The sequence below is a fragment of the Pseudomonas brenneri genome (assembly GCF_007858285.1).
GTDB classification, from domain to species: Bacteria; Pseudomonadota; Gammaproteobacteria; order Pseudomonadales; family Pseudomonadaceae; genus Aquipseudomonas; species Aquipseudomonas brenneri.
The window spans coordinates 39,495-60,160 of sequence record NZ_VFIL01000002.1; the positions used below are offsets into that span (position 1 = coordinate 39,495).

Here is a 20,666-nt window from a genome sequence, read left to right on the forward strand (position 1 = left end):
ATCGTTGACGTTTTTCGCGAGCAAGCTCGCTCCTACAGTTGGCGCAATCAGTGAGTACGGGCTACCGCAAACTCACTCAGCTCCACCAGGGCATCCCGGTATTCGCTGGCTGGAAGGGCTTCCAGGCATTTGATGGCGCGAGCTACGTAGTCGCGGGCCAGTTGTGCGGTGTAGTCGAGCGAGCCCGAGGCTTCCACGGCTGCGCGGATGCTTTCCAGGTCTTCGATGCCACCTTTCTGGATTGCCTTGCGCACCAGGGCTGCCTGTTCCGGCGTGCCTTCGCGCATGGTGTAGATCAGCGGCAGGGTCGGCTTGCCTTCGGCCAGGTCGTCACCGACGTTCTTGCCCAGGGTTTCGGCGTCGCCGCGATAATCGAGCAGGTCATCCACCAGTTGGAAGGCCACGCCCAGGTGATCGCCAAAGGTGCGCAAGGCTTCGGCCTGCTCGGCGGTCGCCTCGCACAGAGCGGCTGCGCTGTGGGTCGAGGCTTCGAAGAGCATTGCGGTCTTGCCGCGAATCACTTCCATGTAGGTTTCTTCGGTGGTGCTCGCGTCCCGCACCTTGGACAGCTGCAGCACTTCGCCTTCAGCGATGATGCGCGTGGCCTGGGACAGGATCTTCATCACGGGCATCGAGCCCAGCTCGACCATCATTTCGAACGAGCGCGAATACAGGAAGTCGCCCACCAGCACGCTGGGTGCGTTGCCCCACATGGCGTTGGCGGTCTCGCGACCACGGCGCATACCGGACATGTCGACCACGTCGTCGTGCAGCAGGGTGGCGGTGTGCAGGAACTCGATAGTGGCGGCCAGCAGGCGCAGGTCATCGCCTTCACGACCCAGGGCCTTGCCACACAGCAACACTAATAAAGGACGCAGGCGTTTGCCGCCGGCCGAAGTAATATAGTCGCCAATTTTGGAGACCAGCGGCACTTTAGAAGTCAGCTGCTTCTTGATGATGCCGTCGACGGCGCTAAAATCGTCCGCCACCGCGCGGTAGAAAGCTTGGGGTTGCATCAGCGACAGTCGCTCCAGAAGGGTTGCGCGGCATGCTAGGACCCGCGCCTCCGGGTGTCAAGGCGCGTCCAGTCACCGTGAAAGCTACTGCGCTCGGTAATCCTGCGTCAAAAACAGGCTCGGAATGCTCATTTACAACCAGTAAACTCCGCCTCCTCGCCTGTTTTTTCCTTGTCTTCCCTTCGCTCGCTACGCTTTCACGGCGACTGGCGGCTACTTGCAAGCCTTCCACAGCTTGCGTACAATCGCGCACCCTGAACTTCCTGGGCAGCACCTGCCTTACGCAATTGCATTCGGGACGTCCATCCCATGCAGCCATGCCAGCCAATACCTCTTCTTATAAAGCGCTGGGTGAGCAGGATTATCGGAGAAATACCATGTCGTACGCAGTAATTGTTACTGGTGGCAAGCAATACAAGGTCGCCCCAGGTGAATACCTGAAGATCGAAAAACTGGAAATCGCTACCGGCGAATCCGTTACTTTTGATCGCGTTCTGTTGGTCGCCAATGGCGATGACGTGAACATCGGCGCTCCAGTTGTTGCTGGCGCTACCGTTGTGGCTGAAGTGATCTCCCAAGGTCGTCACGATAAAGTCCGCATCATCAAGTTCCGTCGTCGTAAGCACCACATGAAGCGTATGGGCCACCGCCAGTGGTACACCGAGATCAAAATCACCGGTATTCAGGCTTAATTTCAGCCTAATTCCTCACTAGGAGAATTGACTCATGGCACACAAAAAAGCTGGTGGTAGTACCCGTAACGGTCGCGACTCAGAAGCCAAACGCCTTGGCGTTAAGATGTATGGCGGCCAGAAAATCATTCCGGGCAACATCATCGTGCGTCAGCGCGGCACCCAATTCCACGCCGGTTACGGTGTAGGCATGGGTAAAGATCACACCCTCTTCGCGAAAATCGAAGGCGTGATCAAGTTTGAAGTAAAAGGCGCGTTCAACCGCCGTTACGTGAGCGTTGTCTCGGCTTAATTGCGAGCTCGCTGGAAAAGCCCTGTCTTGCGACGGGGCTTTTTCGTTTGTGGGGTGAGTCTCTTGCAAAGCTGTTTGTGGTGGGCGAAGGCAGCGGGATTTGCAGTCGTCGATTGAGGTCGCTGCGCTCATTTTTGCAAGAGTCTTATGTCTTGGTTTCTTAAGCTCGTCCGTGCGGCGAGAGGCGTTTTGTTATGAAGTTCGTTGATGAAGTTTCTATCCGAGTAAAAGCAGGCGACGGCGGTAACGGTTGCATGAGTTTCCGTCGCGAAAAGTTCATTGAAAACGGTGGCCCGAACGGCGGCGACGGTGGTGATGGCGGTTCCATCTATATGATGGCCGACGAAAACCTCAATACCCTGGTGGACTACCGTTACACCCGGCACTTCGATGCCGAGCGTGGCTCCAACGGCGGCAGCACCGACTGCACCGGTAAAAAAGGTGAGGACATGGTGCTGCGCGTACCGGTCGGCACCACGATCATCGACTCCGCGACCCAGGAAGTGATCGGCGACCTGACCAAGGCCGGCCAGAAGCTGATGGTTGTGCAGGGTGGCTGGCACGGTCTGGGTAACACCCGATTCAAGTCCAGTACCAACCGTGCGCCACGCCAGACTACGCCGGGCAAGCCGGGTGAGCAGCGTGACCTGAAGCTGGAAATGAAAGTGCTGGCGGACGTTGGCCTGCTGGGCCTGCCAAACGCCGGCAAAAGTACCTTCATTCGCTCGGTGTCTGCGGCCAAGCCGAAAGTGGCTGATTATCCGTTCACCACCCTGGTGCCGAACCTGGGTGTGGTCAGTGTCGACCGCTGGAAGAGTTTCGTGGTCGCGGATATTCCGGGCCTGATCGAAGGTGCTTCCGATGGCGCTGGCCTGGGGATTCGCTTCCTCAAGCACTTGTCCCGTACCCGTCTGTTGCTGCACCTCGTCGATATGGCGCCGCTGGATGAAACCAGTGCCCCGGACGCTGCCGAAGTGATCGTCAACGAGCTGGCCAAGTTCAGCCCGTCCCTGGCTGAGCGTGACCGTTGGCTGGTGCTGAACAAGTGCGACCAGATCCTCGAAGAGGAGCACGAAGAGCGGGTCAAGGAAATCGTTGACCGCCTGCAGTGGGAAGGTCCGGTCTACGTGATCTCGGCCATTGCCAAAGAAGGCACGGAGCGTCTGACCCGTGACATCATGCGCTACCTGGAAGATCGTGCAGATCGCCTGGCTGCCGACCCGGTCTACAAGGCCGAACTGGCGGATCTTGACCAGCGCATCGAAGACGAGGCGCGCGCGCAATTGCAGGCGCTGGATGACCAGCGTGCCCTGCGTCGCAGTGGCGTCAAGTCGGTCCATGACATCGGTGACGATGATTGGGACGAGGAAGACGTGGATGATGAAGATGGTCCGGAAATCATTTACGTGCGTGACTGATCCGTTGCGATAAACTTAAGCGCCGCTCAATCGAGCGGCGTTTTAGTATCTGGAAATCGGTAGTCACGAATAACGTTATGGGCGGCGCTGGGTCGCGCGGCCCTCAATCTAAGGTTGAAGATGATGCGGAGCAAAGTGACGGGTGCGCAACGCTGGGTCGTGAAGATCGGTAGTGCGTTGCTGACGGCGGATGGCAAGGGGCTGGATCGTGCGGCCATGAGCGTCTGGGTTGAGCAGATGGTGGCCTTGCATGAGGCAGGTGTCGAGTTGGTGCTGGTGTCGTCCGGGGCGGTTGCCGCCGGGATGAGCCGCCTCGGCTGGACCGCGCGACCCAGCGCGATGCATGAATTGCAGGCTGCAGCGGCGATTGGCCAGATGGGGTTGGTGCAGGCTTGGGAATCCAGCTTCGCCGAGCATGGTCGCCATACTGCGCAGATTCTGCTGACCCATGATGACCTGTCTGACCGCAAGCGCTACCTTAACGCCCGCAGCACCTTGCGTGCCCTGGTCGAGCTCAAGGTGATCCCGGTGATCAATGAGAACGACACTGTGGTGACCGACGAAATCCGTTTTGGCGACAACGACACCCTGGCCGCGCTGGTGGCCAACCTGGTGGAAGCGGACCTGCTGGTGATTCTCACGGATCGCGATGGCATGTTCGATGCCGATCCGCGCAACAACCCAGATGCCCAACTGATTTACGAGGCGCGGGCCGATGATCCGGCGCTCGATGCGGTGGCGGGCAGTGTCGGCGGTGCGCTGGGGCGTGGTGGCATGCAGACCAAGCTGCGCGCGGCGCGCCTGGCGGCCCGTTCCGGTGCGCATACGATCATTGTCGGTGGGCGCATTGAGCGCGTGCTGGATCGCCTCAAGGCGGGCGAGCGCATCGGTACGCTGCTGTCGCCTGAGCGCGGCATGTTGGCGGCGCGCAAACAGTGGCTGGCTGGCCATTTGCAGACGCGCGGCACCTTGGTGCTGGATGCGGGGGCTGTTTCGGCGTTGTCCCAGGGCAACAAGAGCTTGCTGCCGGTGGGGGTCAAGCTGGTCCAGGGCAGTTTCCGTCGGGGTGAAATGGTTGTGTGCGTGGCGCCGGATGGTCGTGAGATTGCCCGTGGCCTGGCCAACTACAGCGCCCTGGAGGCGCAGAAAATCATTGGGCAGTCGTCTGAGTCGATTGTCGGTCTGTTGGGATACATGGCTGAGCCAGAGCTGGTTCACCGCGATAACCTGATTCTGGTCTAAAGGGAGCATATCGATGCGTGTAATGAAGGGGTTGCTCGGCCTGCTGATGGCGGTGCCGTTGCTGGCTTCGGCTGAAGAGATTGGTCAGGTGTCGACCGTGTTCAAGTTTGTCGGCCCGAATGATCGGATCGTGGTCGAAGCCTTTGATGATCCCAAGGTGGATGGCGTGACCTGCTACCTGTCCCGGGCCAAGACGGGCGGGGTGAAAGGTGGCCTGGGTCTGGCCGAAGACCGCGCCGAGGCATCGATTGCCTGTCGCCAGGTGGGGCCAATCCGCTTCAAGGGTGAGCTCAAGGATGGCGACGAAGTGTTCAAGGAGCGCACATCGCTGGTGTTCAAGACCATGCAAGTGGTGCGTTTCCTCGACAAGAAGCGCAATACCCTGGTGTACCTGGTCTACAGCGACCGCCTGATCGAAGGCAGTCCGCAGAATGCGGTGACGGCAATTCCGATCCTGCCGTGGCCTGGCGCGCAGTAAGCCTGGTGGTGCAGTGTTGCTTTATGTGGGAGCTGGCAAGCCAGCTCCCACATTTTTTTGGGGCGTGGCATAAATCGTAGGCAATAAAAAACCGACCCTGGGGTCGGTTTTTTAACAAGCTTATCGCTTAGGCTGCAACAGCAAGGTTCAGAGCCTTGATGTGGCCATTCAGACGACCTTTATGGCGAGCAGCTTTGTTCTTGTGGATGATGCCTTTATCGGCCATGCGGTCGATAACTGGCACGGCCAGAACGTAAGCGGCTTGAGCTTTAGCAGCGTCTTTTGCGTCGATGGCCTTAACTACATTCTTGATGTAGGTACGAACCATGGAACGCAGGCTGGCGTTGTGGCTGCGACGCTTCTCAGCCTGTTTTGCACGTTTTTTGGCGGAAGGTGTGTTGGCCACCGTCGAGCTCCTCGAAAGACTTTTTAGGAAATAGCAAACAAAATAGGCCGCGAATCATGCCGATGAGTTGAAGTCTTGTCAAGGGCGGCTGATGCGAACTGCTGAGTGGTCGATCTGAAGAGGCGGGTGATTTATTTCCGGCGCTTGACCTGTAAACTCGCGAGCTTTGGCTCTGTGCTGTTGCAGACGCGTAGTATCGCATAAGTAGGCGCTTTGTTCGCCTGCTCTTTATCTATAGGCAAAAACTCTTTCAATGAATCTGCTCAAGTCGTTGGCCGCTGTCAGCTCTATCACGATGATTTCCCGGGTTCTGGGGTTTGTGCGTGACACCCTCATCGCGCGTATTTTTGGCGCGAGCATGGCCACGGATGCCTTCTTTATCGCGTTCAAGCTGCCCAACCTGCTACGGCGGATCTTCGCCGAGGGTGCGTTTTCCCAGGCATTTGTGCCGATTCTGGCGGAGTACAAGACCCAGCAAGGCGAAGAGGCCACCCGCACATTCATTGCCTATGTCTCGGGTCTTTTGACGCTGGTGCTGATGTTGGTGACCATCGCCGGGATGCTCGCCGCGCCCTGGATTATCTGGGCCACGGCACCCGGGTTTGCCAACACCCCGGAAAAGTTCGCCCTGACCAGTGATCTGCTGCGGGTGACCTTTCCTTATATATTGCTGATTTCCCTGTCGTCCCTGGCCGGCGCGATCCTCAATACCTGGAACCGTTTCTCGGTGCCGGCGTTTGTGCCGACCCTGCTTAACGTCAGCATGATCATCTTTGCCCTGTTCCTTACGCCGTATTTCGATCCGCCGGTCATGGCGCTCGGCTGGGCAGTGCTGGCCGGTGGCCTGGCGCAACTGTTGTACCAACTGCCGCACCTGAAAAAGATCGGTATGCTCGTGTTGCCGCGCCTCAATCTCAAGGATACCGGCGTGTGGCGCGTGATGAAAAACATGCTGCCGGCGATTCTCGGGGTGTCGGTCAGCCAGATCTCCCTGATCATCAACACCGCGTTTGCTTCGCTGCTGGTCTCTGGCTCCGTGTCGTGGATGTATTACGCCGACCGCCTGATGGAATTGCCCTCCGGCGTGCTGGGCGTGGCGTTGGGCACCATTTTGCTGCCGACCCTGGCGCGTACCTATGCCAGCAAGGATCGCCATGAATACTCGCGCATTCTCGACTGGGGCCTGCGCCTGTGCTTTGTGTTGGTGCTGCCATGCGCCCTGGCCCTGGGGATCCTGGCCGAGCCGCTGACCGTTTCGTTGTTCCAGTACGGCCAGTTCAGCGCCTTCGACGCCTTGATGACCCAGCGTGCGCTGATCGCTTATTCGGTGGGCCTGCTGGGGATTATTGTGATCAAGGTGTTGGCGCCGGGTTTTTACGCCCAGCAAAACATCCGGACTCCAGTGAAAATCGCGATTTTCACCCTGGTGGTCACCCAACTGTTCAACCTGATATTCATCGGGCCGCTGGCTCACGCGGGCCTGGCCTTGGCGATCAGCGCCGGCGCCTGCATCAACGCCGGCCTGCTGTTTTATCAACTGCGCAAACAAAAAATGTACCAGCCGCAACCGGGCTGGGGCGTGTTTGCCCTCAAGTTGCTGTTGGCCGTGGCCGTGATGTCGGCGGTATTGCTGGGGCTGATGCACTGGATGCCCGCGTGGGACGAAGGGCAGATGCTGGAGCGATTCCTGCGCCTGGGCCTGCTGGTCGTGGCCGGGGTGATCGCCTACTTTGGCATGTTATTGCTGCTGGGCTTCCGTCTGCGGGATTTCAATCGCAAGGCGCTGAATTGATCGCAATCAACAATAAGCTGGCTGTTTTTTCGATTCGAATCACTTGGCCTGTGCTGTTGCCTGTCGTCCGGGGCCGGGTGTGGTTATAATCGACCACTTTATGAGCAAGAAGCGCGTTATGCAGCTGGTTCGAGGTCTCCACAACCTGCGCCCCGAGCATCGGGGCTGCGTCGCCACTATTGGCAACTTTGACGGTGTTCACCGTGGCCACCAGGCTATCCTGGCGCGGCTGCGCGAGCGTGCAGTCGAGTTGGGCGTGCCCAGCTGCGTGGTGATTTTCGAGCCGCAGCCCCGTGAGTTCTTCACTCCCGAGACGGCCCCGGCCCGTTTGGCCCGCCTGCGGGACAAACTGCAGTTGCTGGCCGAAGAAGGCGTGGACCGGGTTCTGTGCCTGGCCTTCAACCAGCGTTTGCGCAGTCTCAGCGCCACCGAGTTCGTCGACCGTATCCTTGTCGATGGCTTGGGTGTGCAGCATTTGGAGGTCGGTGACGACTTCCGCTTCGGTTGCGACCGGGTAGGGGATTTCGATTTCCTGCAACAAGCCGGCGTAACCCAGGGTTTTACCGTCGAAGCCGCGCAAACCGTTGAACTGGACGGTCTGCGCGTGAGCAGCACCCAGGTGCGAAATGCCCTGGCCGCTGCCGACTTCGCTTTGGCCGAGCGTTTGCTCGGTCGCCCGTTCCGGATTGCCGGGCGGGTCTTGCACGGCCAGAAGCTGGCGCGCCAACTGGGCACGCCAACCGCCAACGTGCAACTCAAGCGCCGTCGCGTGCCACTGACCGGGGTCTACCTGGTGAGTGTCGAGATCGACGGCCAGCCGTGGTCCGGAGTCGCCAATATAGGTGTCAGGCCTACGGTTGCAGGTGATGGCAAGGCCCACCTGGAAGTTCACCTTTTGGATTTTGCCGGGGATTTGTATGACCGGCGTTTGACGGTGGTTTTCCACCAAAAGCTGCGTGAAGAGCAGCGATTCGCCTCCCTTGAGGCGTTGAAAACGGCGATCAATGCGGATGTCGCCGCCGCCCGTGCACTAGCCGCACCTAGCGCCCATCGCTAATGAAGAGCCTTAAATGACCGACTATAAAGCCACGCTAAACCTTCCGGACACCGCCTTCCCAATGAAGGCCGGCCTGCCACAGCGCGAACCGCAGATCCTGCAGCGCTGGGACAGTATTGGCCTGTACGGAAAGTTGCGCGAGATTGGCAAGGATCGTCCGAAATTCGTCCTGCACGACGGCCCTCCTTATGCCAACGGCACGATTCACATCGGTCATGCGCTGAACAAGATTCTCAAGGACATGATCATCCGCTCGAAAACCCTTTCGGGCTTCGACGCGCCTTATGTCCCGGGTTGGGACTGCCACGGCCTGCCGATCGAACACAAGGTCGAAGTGACCCACGGCAAGAACCTGGGTGCCGACAAGACCCGCGAGCTGTGCCGTGCCTACGCCACCGAGCAGATCGAAGGGCAGAAGTCCGAATTCATCCGCCTGGGTGTGTTGGGCGACTGGGACAACCCGTACAAGACCATGAATTTCAAGAACGAGGCCGGTGAAATCCGTGCCTTGGCCGAAATCGTCAAGGGCGGCTTCGTGTTCAAGGGCCTCAAGCCCGTGAACTGGTGCTTTGACTGCGGCTCGGCCCTGGCCGAAGCGGAAGTCGAGTACGAAGACAAGAAGTCCTCGACCATCGACGTCGCGTTCCCGATCGCCGACGACGCCAAGCTGGCCCAGGCGTTCGGCCAGGCGAGCCTGGCCAAGCCAGCTGCCATCGTGATCTGGACCACCACCCCATGGACCATTCCGGCCAACCAGGCGCTGAACGTGCACCCGGAATTCACCTACGCCCTGGTGGACGCTGGTGATCGCCTGCTGGTGCTGGCCGAGGAAATGGTCGAGGCCTGTCTGGCCCGTTACGAGCTGCAGGGTTCGGTGATCGCTACCGCCACCGGCTCCGCGCTGGAACTGATCAACTTCCGTCACCCGTTCTATGAGCGCCTGTCGCCGGTGTACCTGGCCGACTATGTCGAGCTGGGTTCGGGTACCGGTGTGGTTCACTCCGCGCCGGCCTACGGTGTGGACGACTTCGTGACCTGCAAAGCCTATGGCATGGTCAACGATGACATCCTCAACCCGGTGCAGAGCAATGGCGTGTACGCGCCTTCGCTGGAGTTCTTCGGCGGCCAGTTCATCTTCAAGGCCAACCAGCCGATCATCGACAAATTGACGGAAGTCGGTGCGCTGCTGCACACCGAAACCATCAAGCACAGCTACATGCACTGCTGGCGCCACAAGACCCCGCTGATCTACCGCGCCACCGCGCAGTGGTTCATCGGCATGGACAAAGAGCCGGTTGCCGGCGAAACCCTGCGCAAGCGTGCGATCAAGGCCATCGAAGACACCCAGTTCGTCCCGGCCTGGGGCCAGGCGCGCCTGCACTCGATGATCGCCAACCGTCCGGACTGGTGCATCTCCCGCCAGCGCAACTGGGGCGTGCCGATCCCGTTCTTCCTGAACAAGGAAAGCGGCGAACTGCACCCACGTACCGTCGAGTTGATGGAAGTGGTGGCCCAGCGTGTTGAACAGGAAGGCATCGAAGCCTGGTTCAAGCTGGATGCCGCTGAGCTGCTGGGCGACGAAGCGCCGCTGTACGACAAGATCAGCGACACCCTCGATGTGTGGTTCGACTCCGGTACCACCCACTGGCACGTACTGCGCGGCTCGCACCCGATGGGTCACGAGACCGGCCCGCGTGCCGACCTGTACCTGGAAGGTTCGGACCAGCACCGTGGCTGGTTCCACTCGTCCCTGCTGACCGGCTGCGCCATCGACGATCACGCCCCGTACCGCGAACTGCTGACCCACGGCTTCACCGTCGACGAGAACGGCCGCAAGATGTCCAAGTCCCTGGGCAACGTGATCGCGCCGCAGAAGGTCAATGACACCCTGGGCGCCGATATCATGCGCCTGTGGGTGGCGTCGACCGACTACTCGGGCGAGATGGCCGTTTCGGAGCAGATCCTGCAGCGTAGCGCCGATGCCTACCGTCGTATCCGCAATACCGCGCGCTTCATGCTGTCGAACCTGACCGGCTTCAACCCGGCCACCGACATCCTGCCGGCCGAGGAAATGCTCGCCCTGGACCGTTGGGCCGTGGACCGTACCCTGTTGCTGCAGCGCGAGTTGCAGGAACACTACGGCGAATACCGTTTCTGGAACGTCTACTCGAAGATCCACAACTTCTGCGTGCAGGAGTTGGGTGGCTTCTACCTCGACATCATCAAGGATCGCCAGTACACCACCGGCGCCGACAGCAAGGCACGCCGTTCGGCGCAGACCGCGCTGTACCACATCACCGAAGCGCTGGTGCGCTGGATCGCCCCGATCCTGGCCTTCACCGCCGACGAACTGTGGGAATACCTGCCGGGCGAGCGGAACGAGTCCGTGATGCTCAATACCTGGTACGAAGGCCTGACCGAATTGCCGGCTGACTTCGAACTAGGCCGTGAGTACTGGGAAGGCGTGATGGCCGTCAAGGTCGCGGTGAACAAGGAGCTGGAAGTCCAGCGTGCGGCCAAGGCCGTGGGTGGCAACCTGCAAGCCGAAGTCACGCTGTTTGCCGAGGAGGGCCTGAGCGCCGACCTGGGCAAGTTGAGCAACGAACTGCGCTTCGTGCTGATTACTTCCACAGCCAGCCTGGCGCCATTCGCCCAGGCCCCGGCTGATGCGGTCGCTACCGAAGTACCGGGCCTCAAGCTCAAGGTGGTCAAGTCGGCCTTCGCCAAGTGCGCCCGTTGCTGGCACTGCCGTGAAGACGTCGGCGTGAACCCTGAGCATCCGGAAATCTGCGGTCGTTGCGTCGACAACATTTCGGGCGCTGGTGAGGTTCGCCACTATGCCTAACGCCAGCCGTTTCGGACGTCTGGGCTGGCTCGTCCTGAGCTTGCTGGTCCTGGTCATCGACCAGGTCAGCAAGGCTCACTTCGAGGGCACCCTGGAAATGTTCCAGCAGATCGTGGTGATTCCTGACTACTTCAGCTGGACCCTGGCCTACAACACCGGCGCTGCATTCAGCTTCCTGGCTGACAGCGGTGGTTGGCAGCGTTGGCTGTTCGCCCTGATCGCGGTGGTGGTCAGTGCGGTGCTGGTGGTCTGGCTCAAGCGCCTGGGCCGCAATGACACCTGGCTGGCTATCGCCCTGGCGTTGGTGCTGGGCGGTGCCTTGGGCAACCTGTACGACCGCATCGCCCTGGGCCATGTGATCGACTTCATTCTGGTGCATTGGCAGAACCGCTATTATTTCCCTGCGTTCAACTTTGCCGATAGCGCCATCTGTGTTGGCGCTGTCATGCTGGCGCTGGATATGTTCAAGGGCAACAAACCCGGAGAGACCGTAAATGACTGAACAAGTATTGGCCGAACAACGCATTGGCCAGAACACGGAAGTCACCTTGCATTTTGCATTGCGCCTGGAGAACGGCGACACGGTCGACAGCACGTTCGACAAGGCCCCGGCGACCTTCAAGGTCGGCGACGGTAACCTGTTGCCGGGCTTCGAGGCTGCGTTGTTCGGTTTCAAGGCCGGCGACAAGCGCACCCTGCAGATCCTCCCGGAAAACGCCTTTGGCCAGCCCAACCCGCAAAACGTACAGATCATCCCGCGTTCGCAGTTCCAGGATATGGAACTGTCGGAAGGCTTGCTGGTGATCTTCAATGATGCGGCGAATACCGAGCTGCCCGGCGTGGTAAAAACCTTCGATGACACTCAAGTGACCATCGATTTCAACCACCCGCTGGCCGGCAAGACCTTGACCTTTGATGTTGAAATCTTCGACGTTAAAGCGCTCTAACTGACGATTCCGGCCTACTGTAGGAGCGAGCTTGCTCGCGAAGGTCTTCACCGATAATGCTGACATCCTGAATGATCGCGGTGTCTGTGAAATTTTCGCGAGCAAGCTCGCTCCTACATGGCAAGACACGAGGCACAGCATGCAAATCAAACTCGCCAACCCCCGTGGCTTCTGCGCTGGTGTGGACCGGGCGATCGAAATCGTCAATCGCGCCCTGGAAGTCTTCGGGCCGCCGATCTATGTGCGTCATGAAGTGGTCCACAACAAGTTCGTGGTCGAAGACCTGCGAGCTCGCGGCGCGATTTTTGTCGAAGAGCTGGATCAGGTACCAGATGACGTTATCGTCATTTTCAGCGCCCATGGTGTTTCCCAGGCTGTACGCACAGAAGCAGCAGGCCGGGGCCTGAAAGTGTTCGACGCGACTTGCCCGCTGGTGACCAAGGTGCATATCGAGGTGGCGCGCTACAGCCGCGACGGCCGTGAGTGCATCCTGATCGGCCATGCCGGCCACCCGGAAGTCGAAGGCACCATGGGCCAGTACGACGCCAGCAATGGCGGCGCGATCTACTTGGTGGAAGACGAAAAAGACGTCGCCGAGTTGCAAGTGCATAACCCTGAAAAGTTGGCATTCGTGACCCAGACCACCTTGTCTATGGATGACACCAGCCGTGTCATCGACGCCCTGCGTACCCGTTTCCCCGCCATTGGTGGGCCACGCAAGGACGACATCTGCTACGCCACGCAAAACCGCCAGGATGCCGTCAAGCAACTGGCCGACGAATGTGACGTGGTGCTGGTTGTGGGGAGCCCCAACAGCTCCAACTCCAATCGTCTGCGTGAACTGGCTGAACGCATGGCCACCCCGGCGTACCTGATCGATGGTGCCGAAGACTTGCAGCGCAGCTGGTTCGACGGTATCGAGCGTATCGGTATCACGGCAGGCGCCTCGGCGCCGGAAGTCCTGGTGCGGGGCGTGATCCAGCAGTTGCAGGCGTGGGGCGCCACAGGTGCCGACGAGTTGGCAGGGCGTGAAGAAAACATCACTTTTTCCATGCCCAAGGAGCTGCGGGTTCGTTCGCTGCTCTGAGCCCCAGTTCATCGTACCCCCGGCACAAGGCCTGCTCGGTCTTGTCGCTGCGCAGGCTGATACGACCGGTGGGCGCCAGCACCACCTGATGCAGGCTCAACGGCTGGTCCGTTGAGCACACATGCACAGTGCCGGCGCGAAACCCTCCCGCAGCCAGCAGGGGTTCGCCCAACCCGCTGAAGTGAATCTGCGTGCGCACCGGGGTATTGCCGATGATGGGGATCCGTCCATTGTCCTGGCGCTCCAGCAATACCGGGTTGTCGTCGTCCAGATGGCCGCGCCCATTCATGTCCACCACCACCTTCCAGCCTCGGCTCCAGTCATCATCCCGTGCATGGATGATCACCGTTCGATTGCGTGCAATGGCCTGGGTGCGGGCGTAGCGCAGGCCGGACGCCAGGGTCTGCGCCGCGCTCAGTCGTGTTTGTGAGTCCAGCAGGCTCTTGAAACTGGGTACTGCCAGTTGTGCCAGGATGCCGCTGAAGATCAATCCGAACAGCAACTCGATCAATGTGAAACCGCGTTGTTTCATACCTCGTCCCTCCATGGACAGTTCATTGGGCTGTGGCTGTACTAGTTATAGCGGTGGTCTACGTCCGTGCAGTGATGGCCTTCCTGTCCAAAGTATTTCCCTTTATTCCTAGGGGCGGCGCGGCTGCGAGTGTGGCGCTAGTCTTGGGCAACACACGGCTATTTCGGCCGTTTCGATGACCCTCGACAAGGATGACGATGGCTATGCGCGCTTGCCCGGCAACGTCTTGTGCCCCCTCTGGTGCCACCCGGCAGGTCGGCATGAGCCTGATCGAAGTGCTGGTCTCGCTGCTGATTCTCGGCGTTGGCCTGCTTGGGGTCGGGCTGATCCAGTTGAATGTGCTCAAGTACACCGACAGCTCCAGGATGATCAGCCAGGCGAGTTTCATTGCCTATGACATGCTCGACCGGATCCGCGCCAATGCCGGTGCCGACTACGCCTGGGAGAGCGGCGATGTTGCGCTCACCACCACCGTGGCCGCGAGTGTCCGGGATCTGGATTTGCACGACTTCGAGGCCAATATCAGTCACTTTGCCGGCGATACCGCCAAAGGATCGATTGCGATCAATCAGCGTGAAGTCACCATCAGTATCAGTTGGGATGATTCGCGCGCAGCCAATGCTGGTAATACCCGTGAAACATTCACCCTGACCAGTCGTGTCGCGGTTGACCCGAGGCCTGCGCGATGAGGCGCTCCAGTACGGGGTTTGGGCTGGTCGAAGTATTGCTGGCGGCGAGCTTGGGGCTGATCGTGGTCCTGGCGGCCGTCCAGATAACATTGGCGGCGCAAAGCACCGCTGCCAGCCAGCACGCGTCGGCGTTATTGCAGGATGAGGGTCGATTTGTCCTGGGCAAGATGATCCAGGAGATTCGTCTGGCGGGGATGTTCGGTTGCCTGTCCCTGCCTTTGATTGCTCAGGCGCCTGCTGACTTTTCCAGGCCGGTCAGCGTGGTGGTCAATGGTGCCTCAACCAGCTTGACACTGGTTACCAGCGATGTCGGTAGCCCGGGCAGTCGGCCAGACTGGACGGTGCTCAGCAATTGTGTCGACAGCGCCCAGGCCTATTCGGGGCTGCCACCCAAGCCAGGGGCCGGGCAGATCGCTTTTCCCGTACGCAAACTGACCTACAGCTTTGAGTCGGGGCAACTGAAACTAAGCACTCCGGCATCCCCCGCCAAGGCAGTGCTGGTGGATAACGTGGGGGCGTTCGAGTTGAGCTTCGGGGTGGCTAGCCAGCCTGGCTCCAGTGTCGTGACCCGGTATGACAGCGATCCCGATGATGACTTGCTGATCCGCAGTGTGCGTGTGGTGTTGACGCTCCGCGATCCGGCAGGCCGCGTGCGGGACCAGGTCTATAGCGCTGTCGCTGCCGTGCGTAATCGTCTTGAATAGCGCGCTCCGGATATCGGCCCCCAGACAGCGTGGCATGGTGCTGTTGATCAGCCTGGTGTTGCTGCTGTTGTTGATGGTTCTCGGGCTGTCATCGATGCAGGGCGCAACGTCGCAGGAACAGCTCGTTGGCAGCCTCCGGCATCGCAACCAATCGTTTCAGGCTGCCGAAAGCGGACTCAGGCGCGGTGAGTCGGCTGTGCAGGCGCAAGGATTCGGTTTGCCGCCCTGTCAGTCACTTGTCACCTGCGCACCGCCGAAAGAGGCGTATGTCATCAGCCGGCCGGGCGTCGATCCGGTCTCGGCCGTTACCTGGGTCGGTATGAAGGCGGGTATTTATGGCATTCAAAACCTGGGCGTCGGTATCGGATTGGCGCATTTGCCGCCCGACACCCCGGCGACTTTGTATCGGGTCACGGCAGTGGGAATCAGCGGCCAGTCGCGCAGCGTTCTGGAGAGCGTCTATGCACGGGTAGCCTCGGCTGATGACGCCGGTGAGCGATTTCGACGAATTCTATGGCGACAACTTCAGTAGGTGGACATCGCGATGAGCGGCAACTGCAAAGGATTCACCTTGATCGAATTACTGATCGCACTGGCGGTTATTGCCACATTGGCCGCGGTGATTTATCCGGGGTACACCGCCCATGTGAAAAAAGCCTATCGCACGGAAATTGTCGGGCTGCTCACGGAGCAAGCCCAGCATCTGGAGCGCTATTACGTGAGAAATGGCACTTTTATTGATGCAAGCGGCGTCAGCACCGGCAATGATCGCTATAGAATCACGGTGATTCTGAATCCCCAGGATTTCACGCTAACCGCGACGCCCTTTGCCGTCGCGATGCTGGGTGATCCTTGTGGTGGGTTCAGTTTGACCAGCACTGGCGCACGGGCTAATCCCGGCGCTGTGCCCGGCACGACGCGTCAGGAATGCTGGGGGCGCTGAGGCTGGTGGGCACTCCTTTCTTTTTATGGGCTGAATGGAACAATGACCAAGCAACAGCAAGTCGTGGTTGTGGGTGGTGGTGTTATCGGGCTGTTGACGGCGTTCAACCTGGCAACTCAAGGGCGGGCGGTGGTCGTTCTGGACCGTTCGTCGTTTGGGCAGGAGTCCTCCTGGGCCGGTGGCGGGATTGTTTCGCCGTTATATCCATGGCGCTACAGCCCGGCAGTCACGGCGCTGGCGCACTGGTCCCAGGATTTCTACCCACAGTTGGCCCAGCGTCTGTTTGCGGCCACGGGTGTGGACCCTGAGGTTCATACCACGGGCCTGTATTGGCTGGATCTGGACGATGAAGCCGATGCCCTGGCCTGGGCCGTTCAGGAAGGCCGGCCATTGAGCAAGGTGGATGTTTCGGCCGCCCGTGACGCGGTGCCGGTGCTGGGTGCTGGGTTTGCACAGGCTATCTATATGGCGGACGTGGCCAACGTGCGCAATCCGCGCCTGGTCAAATCCCTCAAGGCTGCGTTGTTGGCGTTGCCCGGCGTAACCCTGCATGAGCATTGCGCGGTACAGGGCTTTATCCAGGAGGGCGGCAGCATCGTCGGGGTCAATACGGAGCAGGGTGAGGTGCGGGGCGACGAGGTCGTTCTCGCGGCCGGTGCCTGGAGTGGCGAGTTGCTTGGCAGCCTGGGTCTGACGTTGCCGGTGGAGCCGGTCAAGGGCCAGATGATTTTGTACAAGTGTGCTGCGGACTTTCTGTCCTGCATGGTTCTGGCGAAGGGGCGCTATGCGATCCCGCGTCGGGATGGGCATATCCTGGTTGGCAGTACGCTGGAGCATGAGGGTTTCGACAAGACGCCGACCGAGCCGGCCCTGGAAAGCCTCAAGGCCTCGGCGGTGGAATTGATTCCAGCGCTGGCGGATGCCGAAGTGGTGGGGCATTGGGCCGGTTTACGGCCTGGGTCGCCAGAGGGCATCCCGTACATTGGCAAGGTGCCAGGGTTTAAAGGTCTGTGGCTCAACTGTGGGCACTACCGCAACGGGCTGGTATTGGCGCCTGCGTCTTGTCAGTTGTTTGCTGACTTGCTGTTGGGGCACGAGCCGGTGATTGACCCCGCCCCCTATGCACCCGCTGGTCGGATATAAGCTTGGGTGCCTGCAGGTCCAGGGTTTTCAGCGTTCGATAGATTTCGGTCCCTGCTCCAGGTGCGCCTGGGTGCAGTACCACTCCTGCTGCTGGTTCAACGCCCGGTCCTGAGGTAAATGTACGCCACAGTGGGCACAGCGAACCATGGGCGCAGCGCCTTGTTCGCGGGGCTGTTGCTGCGTTGAAGCGGGGCGCTTGAACTTGCGCCAGAACCATACCGCAGCAGCAATCAGGGCAATCCAGAACAGTAAACGAACCATGGCAGGCAGCTTCTCGACAGGGAATCCGGCAGTTTAGCCAAGGATGTTAACGGCGCACAGGGTAATAAAGTCGCGCCATGAAAAAAGGAGCCCCCGAGGGACTCCTTCTTGTGTGGCCAGACTGGTGTCAGTCAAAGACACCGAACGTCATGTAGCTGAACCATGAGCGGTCCTGGTTGTTGCCCAGGGCTTCGGGGGCTTCTTCCTCGATCACGTCGCCGTTCTCGTCATGCGGCTTGAGGTCCGACGGAATGGAATCCTTGGCGTCCTGGTACTGCTTGAGAATGTCCTGGTTGGCGCGGGTTTCGCCCGGCGGCAACGGCGGACGGGACTCGATCAGACCCAGGGTGTACTTGCTCAACCACGAGCGGTTGTCCGCTTCGGCAACCTGCGGCACAAACTGGCCGTCTTTCAGGCTAGGGTGGTCCGGGTAGTTGAGTTTCAAGGTCTGCAGGCTGGTGTCTGCCAGGGTATCCAGATGCAGGCGCATGTAGGCTTCGGTCATCACAGCCAGGCCATCACCCACCGAAGGGGTTTCCTGGAAGTTTTCCACTACATAGCGACCACGGTTGGCGGCAGCGACATAAGCCTGGCGCGTCAGGTAGTAGTGGGCTACGTGGATCTCGTAGGAAGCCAGCAGGTTGCGCAGGTAGATCATGCGCTGCTTGGCGTCCGGCGCGTAGCGGCTGTTAGGGAAGCGGCTGGTCAGTTGGGCGAACTCGTTATACGAGTCGCGCGCGGCACCTGGGTCACGCTTGGTCATGTCCAGCGGCAGGAAGCGCGCCAGCAGGCCGACATCCTGGTCAAACGAGGTCAGGCCCTTGAGGTAGTAGGCGTAGTCCACGTTCGGGTGCTGCGGGTGCAGGCGGATAAAACGCTCGGCGGCGGACTTGGCAGCTTCCGGCTCGGCGTTCTTGTAGTTCGCATAGATCAGTTCGAGCTGGGCCTGGTCGGCATAGCGGCCAAACGGATAACGCGACTCCAGGGCCTTGAGCTTGGCCGTGGCGCTTGTGTAGCTATTATTGTCCAGGTCGGCCTGAGCCTGCTGGTACAGCTCGACTTCACTGAGGTTTTCGTCGACGACGTCCTTTGTTGACGAGCAAGCAGCAGTCATGGCGAGGATGGCGATCAGCAGCAGGTGTTTCACTTGCATGGCGGCTTGCGTCCCTATGACGGCCGCTGTCTTGGGCGGGGCCGTCCTGTTATGATGAGCGCCCCGATGAAAGCCTCGGGGCAAAAGACGCCGTATTTAACCACAAGCGCGCAGCCGAAACCAAAGGCTGTGCCACGCCTAGTCTGAGCATGTCCGATAAAATTGAACTTCGCGCAGAGGTGCCGTCCGAATTGGGCGGCCAACGCCTCGATCAAGTCGCCGCACAACTATTCGCTGAGCACTCGCGCTCGCGCCTTTCCGCCTGGATCAAAGACGGCCGCCTGACTGTGGATGGAGCGGTTATCCGCCCGCGAGACATAGTCCATGGCGGTTCGATTCTGGAGCTGACTGCCGAGCAGGAAGCCCAGGGAGAATGGATCGCCCAGGACATCGAGCTGGATATCGTCTATGAAGACGACGACATCCTGGTGATCAACAAACCCGCAGGCCTGGTGGTTCACCCGGCAGCCGGGCACGCTGATGGCACCTTGCTCAATGCCTTGTTGCACCATGTGCCGGACATCATCAATGTCCCGCGCTGCGGCATTGTCCACCGCCTGGACAAGGACACCACCGGTCTGATGGTGGTGGCCAAGACCATCCAGGCGCAGACGCAGTTGGTCACACAATTGCAGAGCCGCAGCGTCAGCCGCATCTATGAGTGCATCGTGATTGGTGTAGTCGTGGCGGGTGGCAAGATCAATGCGCCTATCGGTCGCCATGGCCAGCAGCGCCAGCGCATGGCGGTGATGGAGGGCGGCAAGCAGGCCGTCAGCCACTACCGCGTGCTGGAGCGTTTCCGCTCCCACACCCATGTTCGGGTCAAGCTGGAAACCGGCCGTACCCACCAGATCCGGGTGCATATGGCGCATATCAATTTCCCGTTGGTCGGTGATCCGGCCTACGGTGGTCGCTTCCGTATTCCGCCGGCGGCCAGTGTGACCATGGTCGAATCGTTGAAATCGTTCCCGCGCCAGGCGCTGCATGCACGCTTCCTGGAACTGGACCATCCGACGAGCGGTGAGCGGATGAGCTGGGAATCGCCACTGCCTGACGATTTTGTCTGGTTGTTGTCGCTGCTCAAGCAAGACCGCGAGGCCTTTGTCGGATGAGTGACTGGCTGATTCCTGACTGGCCTGCGCCGGCCGGGGTGAAAGCCTGCGTCACTACCCGCGCGGGCGGCGTCAGTCTGGCGCCGTTCGACAGCCTGAATCTTGGCGATCATGTCGAGGACAGCCCTGGGGCTGTGCTTGAGAATCGCCGTCGTCTCACTGCCGCGTTCGATATCCAGCCGGCCTGGCTACGCCAGGTTCATGGCGTCGTCGTGGTCGAGGCCGATCCTGGGCAGATTGCCGAGGCAGACGGCAGTTGGACCGATACGCCCGGCATCGCCTGCACCGCGATGACCGCCGATTGTCTGCCGGCCTTGTTTTGCAACAAGGCCGGGACCCGGGTCGCCGCGGCCCATGCCGGTTGGCGTGGACTGGCCGCGGGTGTGCTGGAAGCTGCTGCGCAAAGCCTGGAAACAGCGCCTGCCGAGGTAATGGTCTGGTTAGGTCCGGCGATTGGCCCAAAGGCCTTTGAAGTCGGCCCTGAAGTACGTGAAGCCTTCATGCAGCAACTTGCGCAAACGGCCGAAGCCTTTGTGCCGAGCCACAACCCTGGCAAGTTCCTGGCCGACATCTACCAGCTGGCGCGCCTGCGCCTGGCTGCACGCGGTATCACGGCGGTCTACGGCGGGGGCTTGTGTACGGTGACCGACCCACGCTTCTTTTCTTACCGGCGCAACCCGCGCACCGGTCGATTCGCCTCCCTTATCTGGCTCGAACGCTAGACTCCCCTGATCCATATCAAGCATCGCCGGCTTGAATCTTCCAGAATCCACCCCATCTATAAGGGTATCTGGCAGGTTTCTTCATTCAGGATGCGTTAATCGCGAGCAAGCTCGCTCGCACATAGCTCCGGCCTG

The 20,666-nt window shown here is 60.1% G+C and carries 23 protein-coding genes; 18 read left to right on the top strand and 5 right to left on the bottom strand.

Translation table 11 applies throughout. From position 1 onward, the window contains the following. Nucleotides 1-47 precede the first annotated feature (47 nt). Nucleotides 48-1,016: a polyprenyl synthetase family protein gene (locus tag FJD34_RS03415; protein WP_032861875.1), complete on the bottom strand. Its 969-nt coding sequence runs from the start codon at nucleotides 1,014-1,016 to the stop codon at nucleotides 48-50. A gap of 377 nt (nucleotides 1,017-1,393) precedes the next feature. Here FJD34_RS03415 and rplU point away from each other — a divergent pair, with 377 nt between their 5' ends. The 5 genes from rplU (at nucleotide 1,394) to FJD34_RS03440 (ending at nucleotide 5,138) form a co-directional block, all read left to right on the top strand. Further along, complete coding sequence (gene rplU, locus FJD34_RS03420) at nucleotides 1,394-1,708, top strand: 50S ribosomal protein L21 (RefSeq protein ID WP_003176051.1); 315 nt, start codon at nucleotides 1,394-1,396, stop codon at nucleotides 1,706-1,708. A 34-nt stretch (nucleotides 1,709-1,742) separates the two neighbouring features. Continuing rightward, nucleotides 1,743-2,000: a 50S ribosomal protein L27 gene (rpmA, locus tag FJD34_RS03425; RefSeq protein WP_029292052.1), complete on the top strand. Its 258-nt coding sequence runs from the start codon at nucleotides 1,743-1,745 to the stop codon at nucleotides 1,998-2,000. A 194-nt stretch (nucleotides 2,001-2,194) separates the two neighbouring features. After that, a complete protein-coding gene (gene cgtA, locus FJD34_RS03430; RefSeq protein ID WP_032861876.1) occupies nucleotides 2,195-3,418 on the top strand; it encodes an Obg family GTPase CgtA in 1,224 nt (407 codons plus the stop codon). 123 nt (nucleotides 3,419-3,541) lie between these two features. After that, nucleotides 3,542-4,660 (top strand): glutamate 5-kinase, encoded by a 1,119-nt coding sequence (gene proB / locus FJD34_RS03435; protein ID WP_032861877.1) that lies wholly within the window; start codon nucleotides 3,542-3,544, stop codon nucleotides 4,658-4,660. Between the two features lie 13 nt (nucleotides 4,661-4,673). Continuing rightward, nucleotides 4,674-5,138 carry a CreA family protein gene (locus FJD34_RS03440; RefSeq protein WP_032861878.1) on the top strand — a complete coding sequence of 155 codons (465 nt, stop codon included), beginning with the start codon at nucleotides 4,674-4,676 and terminating at the stop codon, nucleotides 5,136-5,138. Between the two features lie 127 nt (nucleotides 5,139-5,265). On the opposite strand, the gene rpsT is transcribed toward FJD34_RS03440, so the two are convergent. Further along, the gene (gene rpsT, locus FJD34_RS03445) at nucleotides 5,266-5,544 is read right to left on the bottom strand and encodes a 30S ribosomal protein S20 (protein ID WP_032861879.1); all 279 of its coding nucleotides are present in this window, start codon (nucleotides 5,542-5,544) and stop codon (nucleotides 5,266-5,268) included. 253 nt (nucleotides 5,545-5,797) lie between these two features. Between rpsT and murJ the strand changes: the two genes are divergently transcribed. From murJ to ispH, 6 genes are all read left to right on the top strand, one after another. Beyond that, the gene (gene murJ, locus FJD34_RS03450) at nucleotides 5,798-7,336 is read left to right on the top strand and encodes a murein biosynthesis integral membrane protein MurJ (protein ID WP_065944248.1); all 1,539 of its coding nucleotides are present in this window, start codon (nucleotides 5,798-5,800) and stop codon (nucleotides 7,334-7,336) included. A gap of 118 nt (nucleotides 7,337-7,454) precedes the next feature. Continuing rightward, the gene (ribF, locus tag FJD34_RS03455; RefSeq protein WP_090292089.1) at nucleotides 7,455-8,393 is read left to right on the top strand and encodes a bifunctional riboflavin kinase/FAD synthetase; all 939 of its coding nucleotides are present in this window, start codon (nucleotides 7,455-7,457) and stop codon (nucleotides 8,391-8,393) included. Nucleotides 8,394-8,406: 13 nt separating this feature from the next. Next, nucleotides 8,407-11,238: an isoleucine--tRNA ligase gene (gene ileS, locus FJD34_RS03460; protein WP_090292087.1), complete on the top strand. Its 2,832-nt coding sequence runs from the start codon at nucleotides 8,407-8,409 to the stop codon at nucleotides 11,236-11,238. Next, the gene (gene lspA, locus FJD34_RS03465; protein ID WP_065944246.1) at nucleotides 11,231-11,740 is read left to right on the top strand and encodes a signal peptidase II; all 510 of its coding nucleotides are present in this window, start codon (nucleotides 11,231-11,233) and stop codon (nucleotides 11,738-11,740) included. The genes ileS and lspA overlap by 8 nt, the downstream gene beginning before the upstream one ends. Nucleotides 11,741-11,747: 7 nt before the next feature. Then, nucleotides 11,748-12,185 carry an FKBP-type peptidyl-prolyl cis-trans isomerase gene (gene fkpB / locus FJD34_RS03470; RefSeq protein WP_174553312.1) on the top strand — a complete coding sequence of 146 codons (438 nt, stop codon included), beginning with the start codon at nucleotides 11,748-11,750 and terminating at the stop codon, nucleotides 12,183-12,185. Nucleotides 12,186-12,324: 139 nt separating this feature from the next. Further along, nucleotides 12,325-13,272 carry a 4-hydroxy-3-methylbut-2-enyl diphosphate reductase gene (gene ispH, locus FJD34_RS03475; protein ID WP_065944245.1) on the top strand — a complete coding sequence of 316 codons (948 nt, stop codon included), beginning with the start codon at nucleotides 12,325-12,327 and terminating at the stop codon, nucleotides 13,270-13,272. Here ispH and FJD34_RS03480 read toward each other — a convergent pair. Next, entirely contained in the window at nucleotides 13,226-13,804 is a 579-nt protein-coding gene (locus FJD34_RS03480) for a GspH/FimT family pseudopilin (RefSeq protein WP_090292085.1), read from the bottom strand. The two genes, ispH and FJD34_RS03480, sit on opposite strands and share 47 nt — an antisense overlap. A gap of 203 nt (nucleotides 13,805-14,007) precedes the next feature. Here FJD34_RS03480 and pilV point away from each other — a divergent pair, with 203 nt between their 5' ends. From pilV to thiO, 5 genes are read left to right on the top strand one after another with little or no spacing between them, the layout of a single operon-like run. After that, a complete protein-coding gene (gene pilV, locus FJD34_RS03485; protein ID WP_032861887.1) occupies nucleotides 14,008-14,493 on the top strand; it encodes a type IV pilus modification protein PilV in 486 nt (161 codons plus the stop codon). After that, nucleotides 14,490-15,197, top strand: a complete 708-nt coding sequence (locus FJD34_RS03490; RefSeq protein WP_090292083.1) for a PilW family protein — start codon at nucleotides 14,490-14,492, stop codon at nucleotides 15,195-15,197. Before pilV ends, FJD34_RS03490 begins: the two co-directional genes overlap by 4 nt. Nucleotides 15,198-15,231: 34 nt before the next feature. Beyond that, nucleotides 15,232-15,729 carry a pilus assembly PilX family protein gene (locus FJD34_RS03495; protein ID WP_090292081.1) on the top strand — a complete coding sequence of 166 codons (498 nt, stop codon included), beginning with the start codon at nucleotides 15,232-15,234 and terminating at the stop codon, nucleotides 15,727-15,729. A gap of 12 nt (nucleotides 15,730-15,741) precedes the next feature. Continuing rightward, nucleotides 15,742-16,140, top strand: coding sequence for a type IV pilin protein (locus tag FJD34_RS03500; RefSeq protein WP_090292079.1), 399 nt, complete (start codon nucleotides 15,742-15,744; stop codon nucleotides 16,138-16,140). A 42-nt stretch (nucleotides 16,141-16,182) separates the two neighbouring features. Then, the gene (gene thiO / locus FJD34_RS03505; RefSeq protein WP_090292076.1) at nucleotides 16,183-17,283 is read left to right on the top strand and encodes a glycine oxidase ThiO; all 1,101 of its coding nucleotides are present in this window, start codon (nucleotides 16,183-16,185) and stop codon (nucleotides 17,281-17,283) included. A gap of 27 nt (nucleotides 17,284-17,310) precedes the next feature. Here the strand turns inward: thiO and FJD34_RS03510 are convergent, their stop codons facing one another. Continuing rightward, entirely contained in the window at nucleotides 17,311-17,544 is a 234-nt protein-coding gene (locus FJD34_RS03510; protein WP_065944241.1) for a PP0621 family protein, read from the bottom strand. Nucleotides 17,545-17,671: 127 nt separating this feature from the next. After that, nucleotides 17,672-18,697 carry an outer membrane protein assembly factor BamD gene (locus FJD34_RS03515; RefSeq protein WP_032861895.1) on the bottom strand — a complete coding sequence of 342 codons (1,026 nt, stop codon included), beginning with the start codon at nucleotides 18,695-18,697 and terminating at the stop codon, nucleotides 17,672-17,674. Between the two features lie 149 nt (nucleotides 18,698-18,846). Here FJD34_RS03515 and rluD point away from each other — a divergent pair, with 149 nt between their 5' ends. Further along, nucleotides 18,847-19,809, top strand: a complete 963-nt coding sequence (gene rluD, locus FJD34_RS03520; protein WP_032861896.1) for a 23S rRNA pseudouridine(1911/1915/1917) synthase RluD — start codon at nucleotides 18,847-18,849, stop codon at nucleotides 19,807-19,809. Continuing rightward, on the top strand, nucleotides 19,806-20,531 hold the full coding sequence (gene pgeF, locus FJD34_RS03525) for a peptidoglycan editing factor PgeF (protein WP_065944240.1): 726 nt from the start codon (nucleotides 19,806-19,808) through the stop codon (nucleotides 20,529-20,531). Before rluD ends, pgeF begins: the two co-directional genes overlap by 4 nt. Nucleotides 20,532-20,666 lie beyond the last annotated feature (135 nt).